Source organism: Pseudomonas yamanorum, assembly GCF_900105735.1.
Taxonomy (GTDB): domain Bacteria; phylum Pseudomonadota; class Gammaproteobacteria; order Pseudomonadales; family Pseudomonadaceae; genus Aquipseudomonas; species Aquipseudomonas yamanorum.
In genome coordinates this window covers 6,600,747-6,614,080 of the sequence record NZ_LT629793.1, presented here as the reverse complement: position 1 = coordinate 6,614,080, position 13,334 = coordinate 6,600,747, and the positions used below count along the sequence as shown (strand labels likewise).

The 13,334-nt window shown below is 61.9% G+C and carries 12 protein-coding genes; 3 read left to right on the top strand and 9 right to left on the bottom strand.

Annotated elements, in window-relative coordinates; all coding sequences use genetic code 11:
- Positions 1-18 precede the first annotated feature (18 nt).
- On the bottom strand, positions 19-894 hold the full coding sequence (locus BLU46_RS30725; protein WP_093209446.1) for a LysR family transcriptional regulator: 876 nt from the start codon (positions 892-894) through the stop codon (positions 19-21).
- 133 nt (positions 895-1,027) lie between these two features.
- Between BLU46_RS30725 and ampC the strand changes: the two genes are divergently transcribed.
- Positions 1,028-2,182, top strand: a complete 1,155-nt coding sequence (ampC, locus tag BLU46_RS30720; RefSeq protein WP_093209444.1) for a class C beta-lactamase — start codon at positions 1,028-1,030, stop codon at positions 2,180-2,182.
- 137 nt (positions 2,183-2,319) lie between these two features.
- On the opposite strand, the gene dctM is transcribed toward ampC, so the two are convergent.
- From dctM to BLU46_RS30680, 8 genes are all read right to left on the bottom strand, one after another.
- Positions 2,320-3,600, bottom strand: a complete 1,281-nt coding sequence (dctM, locus tag BLU46_RS30715) for a C4-dicarboxylate TRAP transporter large permease protein DctM (RefSeq protein ID WP_010169752.1) — start codon at positions 3,598-3,600, stop codon at positions 2,320-2,322.
- A complete protein-coding gene (locus tag BLU46_RS30710; protein WP_003215060.1) occupies positions 3,600-4,232 on the bottom strand; it encodes a TRAP transporter small permease in 633 nt (210 codons plus the stop codon). Before BLU46_RS30710 ends, dctM begins: the two co-directional genes overlap by 1 nt.
- A gap of 175 nt (positions 4,233-4,407) precedes the next feature.
- Entirely contained in the window at positions 4,408-5,391 is a 984-nt protein-coding gene (gene dctP / locus BLU46_RS30705) for a C4-dicarboxylate TRAP substrate-binding protein DctP (RefSeq protein WP_017475173.1), read from the bottom strand.
- A 220-nt stretch (positions 5,392-5,611) separates the two neighbouring features.
- Positions 5,612-6,427, bottom strand: coding sequence for an HpcH/HpaI aldolase/citrate lyase family protein (locus BLU46_RS30700; RefSeq protein WP_093209441.1), 816 nt, complete (start codon positions 6,425-6,427; stop codon positions 5,612-5,614).
- Between the two features lie 14 nt (positions 6,428-6,441).
- Positions 6,442-7,638: a CaiB/BaiF CoA transferase family protein gene (locus tag BLU46_RS30695; RefSeq protein WP_093209438.1), complete on the bottom strand. Its 1,197-nt coding sequence runs from the start codon at positions 7,636-7,638 to the stop codon at positions 6,442-6,444.
- Positions 7,639-7,647: 9 nt separating this feature from the next.
- Entirely contained in the window at positions 7,648-8,997 is a 1,350-nt protein-coding gene (locus BLU46_RS30690; protein ID WP_093209435.1) for an MmgE/PrpD family protein, read from the bottom strand.
- Positions 8,998-9,007: 10 nt separating this feature from the next.
- The gene (locus BLU46_RS30685) at positions 9,008-10,171 is read right to left on the bottom strand and encodes an acyl-CoA dehydrogenase family protein (protein ID WP_087694986.1); all 1,164 of its coding nucleotides are present in this window, start codon (positions 10,169-10,171) and stop codon (positions 9,008-9,010) included.
- A gap of 31 nt (positions 10,172-10,202) precedes the next feature.
- Positions 10,203-11,021, bottom strand: a complete 819-nt coding sequence (locus BLU46_RS30680; protein WP_093210221.1) for an FAS1-like dehydratase domain-containing protein — start codon at positions 11,019-11,021, stop codon at positions 10,203-10,205.
- A gap of 264 nt (positions 11,022-11,285) precedes the next feature.
- Between BLU46_RS30680 and BLU46_RS30675 the strand changes: the two genes are divergently transcribed.
- Both BLU46_RS30675 and BLU46_RS30670 read left to right on the top strand, forming a co-directional pair.
- Positions 11,286-12,197 (top strand): LysR family transcriptional regulator, encoded by a 912-nt coding sequence (locus BLU46_RS30675; protein WP_008436234.1) that lies wholly within the window; start codon positions 11,286-11,288, stop codon positions 12,195-12,197.
- A 34-nt stretch (positions 12,198-12,231) separates the two neighbouring features.
- The gene (locus BLU46_RS30670; RefSeq protein ID WP_093209432.1) at positions 12,232-12,717 is read left to right on the top strand and encodes a GFA family protein; all 486 of its coding nucleotides are present in this window, start codon (positions 12,232-12,234) and stop codon (positions 12,715-12,717) included.
- The last annotated feature ends 617 nt before the right edge of the window (positions 12,718-13,334 follow it).

Sequence of the window (13,334 nt, the reverse complement as noted above, 5' to 3'; positions counted from 1 at the left end):
ATAACCTGTGGCGAGGGACTAGTTCATGGCGATCTCAAGCAACCACGCCTTGAACGCCAGCATTGCCGGTGTCTCGGCCCGGGACTGCAAGCGCGTCAGCCAATAACTGCCGGTGGTGATGCCCACCTCGAACGGCTGCCGGATCACATCCGTCGCCAACTGCCGGCTGAACATCATCGCCGGGGCCAGCGCCACCCCCGCCCCTTGCAGCGCTGCCTCCATCATCGCCAGGGACGAGTCGAAAACGATACTGCGCGGCACCAGCGTGTCAGCCGGCAACCCGGCGGCCTGGAACCACTGCGTCCACTCATCCGCGCGGTAGGACCGCAGCAACGTGTGCTTCAACAGGTCCGCCGGCGTCTGCAATTGCCGAGCGAGTTGCGGCACACACAGTACCGTCAGCGGCGCCTCCAGCAATTGGCACGCCTCGGTGCCGTGCCATGCACCTGCACCAAAGCGAATCGCGTAATCCAGGCCTTCGGCCGCCACATCGACGCGGTTGTTGTTGGTGGACAGGCGCAGGTCGATAAACGGGTAGCGCGCCTGGAAATCCGCAAGCCGCGGCAACAGCCAGCCCACCGCAAAGGTGCCCACCGCGCCCACCGTCAAGACTTCGCGGTAATGCCCGCCTTCAAACTGGCCTAAGGTTTGAGCGATGCGGTCGAAGGATTCCCGCAGCACCGGCAGCAAGGTCTCGCCCTCGCTGGTGAGCATCAGGCCCCGAGGCAGGCGTTTGAACAGCGTGATATTGAGCTGCGCCTCCAGGCTTTTGACCTGGTGACTGACCGCCGCCTGGGTGACGCACAACTCAATCGCCGCCCGGGTAAAACTCAAATGCCGTGCGGAAGCCTCGAAGGCCCGCAGTGCGTTGAGAGGCAAATGGGAACGGAGCATGGCTTGACCCTAATTTTTCTAATGGCTGTTGCGAGATATCATCGTTTGCCGCCGGATCACAAACTGCCTAAATTTGCGGCGCCTGCGCAGGCAACGGTATTCACCCGATCACCTTCATGGAAGTCACGTCATCATGTACACATCCATTTTCCCAACCGTGCGCAAGACCACGATATTCGCCTTATTGCTCGGCGCCGGCAACTGCATGGCCGCCACCGATATTCGCCAGGTGGTCGACAGTACCGTCGAACCCCTGATGCAGCAACAGGACATCGCCGGCCTGTCGGTCGCGGTGATACAGAACGGCAAGGCGCAATACTTTAACTACGGCGTCGCCAACAAGGAGAGCAAGCAGCCCGTCACCGAAAACACCCTGTTTGAAATCGGCTCGGTGAGCAAGACCTTCACCGCCACCCTCGCCGGCTATGCCCTGGCCAACGGCAAGCTGAAACTGTCAGACCCGGCCAGCCAATACCTGCCGGCATTGCGCGGCGACAAGTTTGACCACATCAGCCTTCTCAACCTCGGCACCTACACTGCGGGTGGCTTGCCGCTGCAATTCCCCGAAGAGTCCGACACCACCGGCAAGATGATCAGCTACTACCAGCACTGGAAACCGGATTTCGCCCCCGGCACCCAACGCCTCTACTCCAACCCGAGTATCGGCCTGTTCGGCCACCTGGCAGCACAGAGCCTGGGCAAGCCGTTTGACCGTTTGATGGAGCAGACCCTGCTGCCGAAACTCGGCCTAAAGCACACCTTTATCACCGTGCCCAAGGCGCAAATGAACCTGTACGCCCAAGGTTACGACAAGGCCGGCAAACCAGTGCGCGTCGGCCCTGGCGCCCTGGACGCCGAAGCCTACGGCATCAAGACCAGCACCTCGGACCTGATTCAGTACGTTGAAGTGAACATGCACCCGGCGAAGCTGGAAAAGCCCCTGCAACAGGCGATTGCCGCGACCCACACCGGTTACTACACGGTGGATGGCATGACCCAAGGCCTCGGCTGGGAGATGTACCCCTACCCGATCACGCTGGATGCATTGACTGAAGGCAACTCGGCGCAAATGGCCTTCCAGCCCCACAAGGTCAGCTGGCTGACACCACCGCAAGCGCCCCATGCCGACACGCTGGTGAACAAGACTGGCGCCACCGGTGGCTTTGGCGCCTACGTCGCTTACGTGCCAAGCAAAGGCCTGGGGGTGGTGATCCTGGCGAACAAAAACTACCCAAATGCCGAACGGGTGAAAGTGGCCCATGCGATCCTGAGTGCGATGGATAAATAAGTCCCTGCATAAATCAAATGTGGGAGCCGGGCTTGCCCGCGATGGCGGTGTATCAGTCGGCACCTGTGCTGGCTGACACTCCCTCATCGCGGGCAAGCCCGCTCCCACAGTGTTTTGTGGCGTGATTTGAGTTGTGCTTACATCCCCAACCAGTGCGGCAAGGCCAGGGAGATGAACGGCAGGTAGGTCACCATGATCAGGAACACCAGCAAAATCATCAGCCACGGCAACGCCGCGCGGATGGTCTGCCCCAGCGTCAGCCCGGTCACCGCCGAGGTCACAAACAGGTTCAGCCCCACCGGCGGATGCACCAGGCCAATCTCCATGTTGACCACCATCACAATCCCCAGGTGAATCGGGTCGATCCCCAGCTTCATCGCGATCGGGAAGAAGATCGGCGCCAGGATCAGCACGATCGCCGACGGCTCCATAAAGCTGCCCGCCACCAGCAACACCACGTTGACCATGATCAGGAAACCAATCGGCGTCAGGCCTTCGGAGATCACCCACGCGGTGATTTCCTGGGGGATTTGCTCCGTGGTCAGCACGTGAGCAAAAAGCATGGCGTTGGCGATGATAAACATCAGCATGATCGCCAGGCGCCCGGACTCCAGCAGCACCTTGGGGCAATCCTTGATCTTCATGTCCTTGTAGACAAACAGCGCGACAAACGCCGAGTACACCGCCGCCACCGCCGCCGCTTCGGTCGGGGTGAACATGCCGCTGTAGATACCGCCAAGGATGATCACCAGCAGCAGCAAGCCCCAGAACGCCCGGCGGGCACAGGTCAGCCACTCGCGGAAGGTCGCCCGTGGCTGGGCCGGCAGCTTCTTGATGCGCGCAACGATGTAGATCGCGACCATCAACATCAAGCCCAGCAGCAGGCCCGGAATCACCCCGGCCATGAACAGCTTGCCCACTGAGGTTTCAGTCGCCGCCGAGTACACCACCATCACGATCGACGGCGGAATCAGGATGCCCAGGGTGCCGGCGTTGCAGATGATCCCGGCGCCGAATTCCTTCGGATAACCCGAGCGCACCATGCCCGCCACGGCAATCGACCCCACCGCCGCCACCGTCGCCGGCGATGAGCCCGACAGCGCGGCAAACAGCATGCACGCCAACACCGCCGCAATCGCCAGCCCGCCACGGATATGCCCGACGCAGGCGTTGGCAAAGTCGATCAGCCGTTGCGCCACGCCGCCGGTGGTCATGAACGCACCCGACAACAGGAAGAACGGAATCGCCAGGAAGGTGTAGGCGTCCGAGGTTTCAAACAGCTTGATTGCCAGGGAACTCACCGAGTCCGGGCTGAACATCAGGATCGACACCGCGCCCGACAAACCCAGGGAGATCGCGATGGGCACACCGAGGAACATGAACACGAACAACAGCAAAAACAGACACAGAACGGCCATCAGTGACGCTCCTCATGGCTGCCGGCCAACTTGCTGGCTTCACCGGCTTCGTCGGCCAGGCCCAGCCCGGTTTGGCGGTGGGTGAAGATGCGGTAGAAGATTTCCAGGTAGCGGATGAACACCAGCGCAAAGCCGATGGGCACGATCACCACGATGTCGTCGACATCGATGCCGAACTTGTCGAGGTCTTCGGCGCCGATGTGCGCCGTCGTCACCGCGCTCAGCCACTTGTAGCTGGCGACCATGAACAACCCGGCGTACGCCAGGCAGCACAGGCAAGCGAGCATGCCCAGCAGGCGCTGCACCCGGCGCGGCGTCAGCTTGACCAGGGCATCTACGCCCAAGTGGCCGGCGGTGCGCACGCCGTAGGAGATGCCGAAGAAAATCAGCCAGCCGAACATGGCCTTGGTCAGCGCCACGCTCCAGGTCATGTCCTGGGCCCAGCCCATGGTGTGATCACCCAGGGCGTTGAAGAATCCGCTGCTCCACGCCCACTTATCAGCGAGGGCAAAGAACAGGGTGTAGATGTTGTTGAGCATGACGTAGACAAAAGTCACCAGGGTCATGGCGGCCAGCAGGATGGCGATAAAGCCTTCCTCCAGGTGCTCCCAGACGCGCCTTAGCGTTTGCATGGCAAAACCTCGCGAAACTGGACGGGGATATTCACGACAAGTCACTGACGAAACCGGATCAATGTGGGAGCTGGCTTGCCTGCGATGCGGGCAACTCGGTCTTTCAGGAAGACCGAGGTGATGCCATCGCGGGCAAGCCCGCTCCCACAGGAGTCGGGTTTGTTTCAGCAACCAATTACTGGTTCGACGCGTCGGCCGCCTTGATCAGGTCGGCACCGATTTCACCTTCGAACTTCTGCCACACCGGGCGCATGGCTTCGCGCCACAGCTGGCGTTGCTCGGGGGTCAGTTCGATGATTTCGCTGGTCTTGGCGTCGATGATCTTCTGCTTGGCCGACTGGTTCAGCGCCTCGGCCTGCTTGTTCACCTCGACGGTGACTTCAACCATGATCTGGTCGAGGGTGGTGCGCACATCCGGCGGCAGGCCGTTCCAGAACTTGGCGTTGGTGATCACCATGTAGTCGATCAGGCCATGATTGGACTCGGTGAAGTACTTCTGCACTTCGTTGACCTTCTGGCTTTCATAGTTCGACCAGGTGTTCTCGGTGCCGTTGACGGTGCCGGTCTGCAAGCCCTGGTACACCTCGGCGAAACTCATCTTGCGCGGGTTGGCGCGGATCGCCTTGAACTGCTCTTCCAGCACGCTGGAGGCCTGCACGCGGAACTTCAGGCCACGGGCATCCTTGGGCTCACGCAATGCCTTGTTCGCCGACAACTGCTTGAGGCCGTTGTGCCAATAGGCCAGGCCGAGGATGTTCTTGTCTTGCATGGAGGTCAGCAACGCCTTGCCCTGGGCAGCCTGGAAGCGGTCCACAGCCGCCAGGTCGTTGAACAGGAACGGCAGGTCGTAGATCTGTACTTGCTTGGTGTACTGCTCAAACTTGGCCAGGGATGGCGCCAGCATCTGCACGTCGCCCAGCAGCAGCGCTTCCATTTCCTTGCCGTCGCCGAACAGTGAAGAGTTCGGGTACACCTCGACTTTCACCCGGCCGGGCAAGCGTTCTTCAGCGAGCTTCTTGAACAGCAACGCGCCCTGGCCTTTCGGGGTGTTTTCCGCGACGACGTGGGCGAACTTGATCACAATGGGGTCGGCCGCCTGGGCCAGGCCCGCGGCAAACAAGGTAGCGGCGCAGAACAGCGCCCGAGAAAGCTTGAGCATGGAAAATCACCTTCTTATTGTTGTGTTATAGGGCAAGGTGCCTGATGTCACGCGTATAGAGAATTTCGAATTTTAGATACCTGCGTTCGGCGTGGACGAACGCCGACTTCACAAACAACGGAGATCCAATGTGGGAGCTGGCTTGCCTGCGATGGCGGCGTGTCAGGCAACACATCCTCGGCTGAACTACCGCTATCGCAGGCAAGCCAGCTCCCACACTTTAGAGTTGTGCAGCCAGCAATCTTTGCGCCCGCAGCAACACCGGTGCATCCACCATTTGCCCATCCAGTTGATAGGCCCCGGCCCCATGGGCACCGGCTTCCACCACCCGTTTGGCCCACGCCAAATCTTCGGCGCTGGGGGCCAACGCCTGGTGAATCACCGCCACTTGCTTGGGATGGATACACAGCGCGCCGGCAAAGCCCATTTCATAGGCATGCCGAATCGAGCGGCGCAGGCCTTCGGGGTCGTCGATGGCCGGGTGCACGCCGTCCAGTGGCGCCACCAGCCCGGCGGCGCGGGAATGCACGATCAAGGCAAGGCGGGCCTGGTCCAGGGCAAATTGCGCGGCCGGGGAGCCGCTGCTCAGGTTCAAGTCCAGCGCCAGGTCCAGGCCGCCGAATGACAAGCGCTCCACCAACGGTGCATGGGCGATTTCCGCCACCGCCAGCAAGCCCCGCGCACTCTCGATGATCGGCCAGATGGCTTTGCCCGTTGCCGCCACTACGGCCACCTGGGCCGCGCTTTCAACCTTGGGCAGCAACACCCCCGCCACCCCGGCGTGGGCCTGACAGAACGCTACATCAGCAAAATGCTCGGGGTGCTCCGGCGCATTGATCCGCACCCACACCCGCGCATCCGGCGTCGCCTGCAAAAACACCCCGAGGTTGTCCCGTGCCTGACGCTTGAGCGGCTCTTCCACCGCGTCTTCAAAATCCACAATCACCGCATCGGCGCCACTGGCCAAGGCCTTGGCAAAACGTTCAGGCCGGCTGCCCGGTACAAACAGCGCAGAGCGCACAAGAGAAGTTGGCATCGCTCAATTCCTTATCAGATAACGCCGCGTGCACGCAGGCTGTCGATGGCTTCAGCGGAGTAACCCAACTGGTCGAGAATCCCCTGGCTGTGCTGCCCCAGTCCCGGCACCGCGTCCATGCGCGGGGTAAACGCCGCATTGCGCGCCGGTGGCAGCAACGACGGCAACTTGCCCGCCGGGCTGTCGACTTCGCGCCAACTGTCGCGGGCCTTCAGTTGCGGGTGGTCCCACACGCCTTGCATATCGTTGACCCGGGCGCTGGCGATTTGCGCGTCCTCCAGGCGCTGGATCACGGCTTCGGCACTCATCTGCGCGAAGCGGTCGACGATGATCTGACGCAGCACGTCGCGGTTTTCCGAGCGCTTGAAGTTGGCCGAGAAACGCTCGTCGGTGGCCAGCTCCGGCGTGAGCAGCACCTTGTCGCAAAACGCCGCCCACTCCCGTTCGTTCTGCAAACCGAGCATCACCGTGCCGCCGTCGCCGGTGGGAAACGGCCCATAGGGGTAAATCGTCGAATGCGCCGCACCCGCACGCGGTGGCTGGGGCGCGCCGTCGAAGGCGTAATACATCGGGTAGCCCATCCACTCCACCAGGCTTTCCAGCATGCTGACGTCGATGCGACTGCCCTGCCCGGTTTTGCCCCGCAGCAGCAGCGCCGAGAGGATGCCGCTGTAGGCATACATCCCGGCGGAGATATCGGCGATGGAACAGCCGGCCTTGGCCATCTGGTCCTCACCTGGGCCGCCGGTGACCGAGAGAAAGCCGCCTTCACTCTGGATCAGCAGGTCGTAGGCTTTCTTTTTCTCGTAAGGTCCGCCTTCGCCATAGCCAGAGATGTCGCAGACGATCAGCCGCGGGAAGCGCTCATGCAGCGCCTCGAATGACAAACCCATGCGCGCCGCAGCGCCCGGTGCCAGGTTCTGCACCAGCACGTCGGCGTCGGCCAGCAGGGTTTCCAAGATGTCCCCGGCATCATCGTGTTTGAGGTCCAGGGTCAGGCTTTCCTTGGAGCGGTTGGTCCACACGAAATGCGACGCCAGGCCGCGCACGCGCTCATCGTAGCCTCGGGCAAAGTCACCGGCGCCCGGGCGTTCGATCTTGATCACGCGGGCGCCCAGGTCGGCCAACTGACGGGTGCAGAACGGTGCGGCAATCGCGTGTTCCAGGCTGACGACGGTGATGCCGTCCAACGGTCGTTGATTAGCAGTCATGACGATTCCTTAAAGCCAGTGAGCCAGGGACGTGGCGTTGCGCAGATCCCAGACTTTTTCGATCAGCCCGGTGGTTTGCGCGGGCGTGCGGGCGCCGCTGAATTGGGTCAGGCGCTGGAATTTGTCGGCCAACTCGGCACGGTTCAGGGTGTTGCCGGGATCGCCCTTGGGTTCGTCGATGGCGCCGTGCAAGGTGCGGCCATCGACGGTGGTCACGATGACCCGGCCCAGCCAGCGCTGCGGATAGGCACCGTCGACTTCGGCGTCGAGGGTCATGGAGACCTTGTCGCGAAACGCCGCCACGTCCCCGTCGCTCAGCGCCAGCTCGTGAAACTCGGTCAGCCCGGCCTTGCCATGCACGGCAATCAACCCCAGCACGGTGCCCATGGAAAACTTGGCCTGGTGCACGGTCTGCGGCAGCGTCACCCGGCCCAATACGTCGATGGCGCCTTGGTGAACGCGGGTTTCCACGCGGGTGATGTGCTCATGGCTGATGCCCTCGCGCTGCATCAGGTCCAGCAACGCATCGGCGGCTGGATGGGTGTGGCGGCACGAGGCGTGAAACTTGAACGAGGTTTCCAGCAACGCCCAGCGACTGCCGAGGCGATCCGACAGTTTGCCGGGGTCTGCGTCGGTGGACATGCCCGCCGCCATCCCCTGATCACCTTCCAGAATATTGCGCGCACCGGTCAGCCCGTCCGCCGTCAAATACGCGGCCAACAAACCATCGGCGGCCGCCTTGGCGGTGTGCAGTTGCTTGGAGTCGGCGGCATCCCGCAGGAACTCCCAAAGACCGGCCGCCTGGGTGCCGGCACTGCCCAGCAGGTTGATAAACTGCTCTTGATTGAAGTCGAGCAATTTACCCACCGCGACAGCCGCCGCGAGGGTGCCGACGGTGGCCGTGGTGTGGAAGATCCGGTAGTGGGAACGGCCCATGAATTCACCGATGCGAATCCCGGCTTCGTAACCGGCCACCGAAGCCAACAGCAGTTCGCGACCGGACTTGCCGAGGTCTTGCGCTGCGGCAAATGCAGCAGGAAAGACCACGGTGGCCGGGTGCAAGACGGAGCTGTTGTGCAGGTCGTCCTGCTCCACCAGGTGCGACGACGCACCGTTCACCAGTGCGGCGAAATAGGCACTGCTGCTGCCCCCGTTAACGATGATCTGCGCCGGGCCATTGGCCGGGCCCATCCTGCGGGCATACCGCTCAAACAGCGGAATCGGATGCGCGCCTTGGCTGGCCAGCGCCGAAGCGAGCCAATCGAGGAACAGGTCTTCGGTGCGGGCGAGTACGTCGTCCGGCAACTGCTCGTAATTCAACTCGGCGAGGAACCGGCACAGCGCTTGGGTATGGCTCATGGTCGGGCCCTCAGAAGCTGCGTGGCAGTTCGAGCAAATGCTCGGCCACGTAGGACAGGATCAGGTTGGTAGAAATCGGCGCGACCTGATACAGGCGGGTCTCGCGGAACTTGCGCTCCACGTCGTATTCACAGGCAAACCCGAAGCCGCCGTGGGTTTGCAGGCAGGCGTTGGCGGCTTCCCAGGACGCCTTGGCCGCCAGGTACTTGGCCATGTTCGCGCTGGCCCCGGCGTTGGCGCCGCTGTCGTATTCCTCACAGGCACGCCAGCGCATCAAGTCGGCCGCTTCGATCTCGATATGCGCTTCGGCAATCGGGAACTGCACGCCCTGGTTCTGCCCGATGGGCCGGCCAAACACCACGCGGTCACGGGCATAGGCGCTGGCTTTCTCGATGAACCAGCGGCCGTCACCGATGCACTCGGCAGCAATCAGGGTGCGTTCGGCGTTGAGGCCGTCGAGGATGTAGCGGAAGCCCTTGCCCTCCTCGCCAATCAGGCTGTCCAACGGCAACTCCAGGTTGTCGAAGAACAACTCGTTGGTTTCGTGATTGACCATGTTGGCAATCGGCTGCACGGTCAGACCGTTGCCGATGGCTTCCCGCAGGTCCACCAGGAAGATCGACATGCCTTCGGATTTTTTCTTCACCTCCGCCAGCGGCGTGGTGCGGGCCAGCAGGATCATCAGGTCGGAATGCTGCACCCGCGAGATCCAGACTTTCTGGCCGTTGATCACGTACTTGTCGCCACGCTTGACGGCGGTGGTCTTGATTTTGGTGGTGTCAGTGCCGGTGGTGGGCTCGGTCACCGCCATCGACTGCAGACGCAGTTCGCCGCTGGCGAGCTTGGGCAGGTAGAAGCTTTTCTGCGCTTCGCTGCCGTGGCGCAGCAAGGTGAACATGTTGTACATCTGGCCATGGACGGTGCCGGAGTTGCCGCCACAGCGGTTCACTTCCTCAAGAATCACCGAGGCTTCCGCCAGCCCAAGGCCGGAGCCGCCGTAGGCTTCGGGGATCATTGCCGACAGCCAGCCGGCGTCGGTCAGGGCCTTGACGAAGGCTTCCGGGAAACCTTTTTCCTCATCGACCTTGCGCCAGTAGGCGGCGTCGAATTCGGCGCACAGTGCGCGCACGCCTTCGCGGATGGCATTCAGTTCTTCGTTGTCATTCGGGTTCATTAACGGCTCTCCGCCTGTTGTTCTTGGAGGTTTATTCGAAATGCAGTTCGGCGCGCTGGGCCAGGCCGTCAGCGTTGCCCGCCCACAGTTCGGCCACGCCCGGCGCCGTGATGCGCCCGCCGACTTCAAAGGGTTGCGGGGCAATCAACGGCCGCACGCCGCGATAGGAAAAACGGCGCAACGTGGCCCCAGGGTTCGCCCGACAAAACGCGCGCAGGCTCAAGGTGGCGATCAGCGGACCGTGCACCACCAGCCCCGAATAACCTTCGGTGCCGGTGACATAGGGATAGTCGTAGTGGATGCGGTGGCCGTTGAAGGTCACGGCGCTGTAGCGGAACAGCAGGGTTGGCGTCGGGTCGACCGCTTCGCGCCAGTCACCTTCGGGTAATACGTCACCGCTGCCCTGCTTGGGCGGCGTGGGTTCGCGATAGACGATGTCCTGTTCCTCGCGGATGGCCAGGCGGCCGTCCTGGGAGTAGTCATGGCGCACGGTGACGAACAGCAGCGAGCCGGTGCGGCCGGTTTTTTCTTCCACTTGGGTGATGGTCGAGACACGGGTGGCTGCCTCACCGGCACGCAACCCATGGAAGAACTCGATGCGTCCACCGGCCCACATGCGGTTGCGGTTATCCGCCGGCGGCAGGAACCCGCCACGGGCCGGGTGGCCGTCACCGCCCAGGGCGGATTCGGGCAGCGGGTCCTGGAAAAAGCACCATTGCCACAAGGGCGGAACCGCCTCGCCATCTGCCGGTACCGCTTCGCCGAAGGTCGCGGCGATGCGTTTGAGCAGGTTGTGGCTCAAGTGGTCGTGGGCTGTTTCGCTACGGCCGATCCAGTCTGTGGCGCTCATCAGGTGCATGTCCTCGGGCAGGGAATCTGAGCCGGATCATGCTGGGCCTTGGCCGTTCTGAGAATTTGCATTTCAATAAAGCAGCGTTCGGCTATGCTGAACGCCTTCGCCCATAAAAAGATCTCAAGAACCCGGATGATCAATGTGGGAGCTGGCTTGCCTGCGATAGCGCCCTGTCAGTCAACACTGCTTTGGTTGGCCCACCGCTATCGCAGGCAAGCCAGCTCCCACATGGGTTCTTCGTCGCTGCCCCCGGAGCCTTCCATGCACTTCGATCTGGCTGACTTACGCCTGTTTATCCATATCGCCGAATCCCCCAGCCTGACCCAGGGCGCCAAGCGCGCGTTCCTCTCGCCGGCCGCCGCCAGTGCGCGGATCAAGGCCCTGGAAGGCCAGCTCGACACACGCCTGCTGTACCGCGACAGCCGTGGCGTGGAGATCACCCCGGCGGGCGAACGCCTGTTGCACCATGCGCGGTTGATCATGCGTCAGGTGGATTACCTGAAAAGCGAGTTCACCCAATACGGCATCGATTCGGCCGGGCATATCCGCATTTTTGCCAACACCACCGCCGTGACCGAGTTTCTTCCCGAAGTGCTGGCCGGATTCCTGTCACAGCGTCCCGGCGTGACCGTGGACCTTCAGGAGCGGCTGTCACGGGACATCGTGCGGGGTGTACTCGACGGTACCAGCGACATGGGTATCATTGCCGGCCCAGTGGAAGCGTCGGGGTTGCAGGTGCTGCATTTCAGCACCGACCATCTGGTGCTGACGGTGCCCGTGGGGCATCCGCTGGCGGGCCTGCCTTCGGTGACGCTGGAGCAAACCCTGGCCTACCAACATATCGGGTTGCATGACGGCAGCACGTTGCTGAGTTTCCTGCGTGAGCATGTGGAGCGGTTGGGCAAGCATCTGTCGTTGCGGATCCAGATGTCGAGTTTCGAGGCTATCTGCCGGATGGTTGAGGCTGGCGTCGGGATCGGCATCATTCCAGAGTCGGCGGCGGTGCGGCACAGCCGGACCATGCAGTTGGTGACGGTCAAGCTGGATGAGGTTTGGGCTGTACGCGAGCGCAGTATTCTGGTGCGGGAGCTGGAGGCGTTGCCCGGCACCATTCGTGCGTTGATCGCGACGTTGATGCCCGAGATGGAACCGCCTCGGTTGCCGGGCGCCTAAGCTAACGTTCACCTTTTGCGAAGGAGATCTGGTCATGCAGCTTGAAGGTTCCTGCCATTGCGGCGCGGTTACGTTCAGTCTTGAGAGTGCTCATCCCTACCCCTATCAGCGGTGTTATTGCTCGATTTGTCGCAAGACCCAAGGGGGTGGTGGGTATGCGATCAATCTTGGGGGGGATGCCAAGAGCCTGAGGGTGCGGGGGCGTAAGTTGATTTCGATTTATCACGCGCGGATGAAGGGGCCGGGGGATAGTCGGGCGCATGCGAGTACGGCTGAGCGGCATTTTTGCTCGCAGTGTGGGTCGGGCTTGTGGTTGTTCAGTCCGGAGTGGCCGGAGTTGATTCATCCGTTTGCTTCGGCGATTGATACGCCGCTGCCGGTGCCGCCGGAGCATACGCATTTGATGTTGGGGTCGAAGGCGCCTTGGGTTGAGGTGAGTGTTCGGCCGGGGGATCTGGAGTTTGATGAGTATCCAGAGGAGTCGATTGCCCAGTGGCATGGGCGGTTGGGGCTGGGTTGATGGGTGTATATCCGTTATTTAGGTAACGGCCGCTATTGGTTCCGCCCTTACGGCGGCTCACTTTTGAACAGCGCAAAAGTAAGCAAAACGCTCTTGCCCCACCACTCGGCACCTCGCCCAGGCTCGGTGTGCCCTCACTCCGGCTTTGGACCGTGGGCCGCCGTCATGGGCCATCCCTGGCCCAGGACGGCTAACCTGGCGTCCTGCCAGGTTACCCACGCTCCAAAGCCTGCGTTCGGCCAGCGTGGTTTAACGGGGCGCCTAAGATCAAAATCAAGATCAACAGCAAGAGCACAGCGGCCTACCGGCCGGCTTGAGTGTTAAAAAAAAAATCAAAAGCTAAAGCGGGCACAGTCAAATGTGGGAGCTGGCTTGCCTGCGATGGCATCGCCTCGGTGTGTCTGATGTACCGAGGTGTCTGCATCGCAGGCAAGCCAGCTCCCACAGAAAAACAGAGCTGCTTTCGCTCTGGCTTTTGATCTGGCTTTTAACACTCAAGCCGGCCGGTAGGCCGCTGTGCTCTGCTTTTGATCTGCTTTTGATTTTGATCTGCAGGCCCCGTTAACCACGATGGCCGCAAGTAGGCACGGTGGAGCGGGTAAATCGGCAGGGATGCC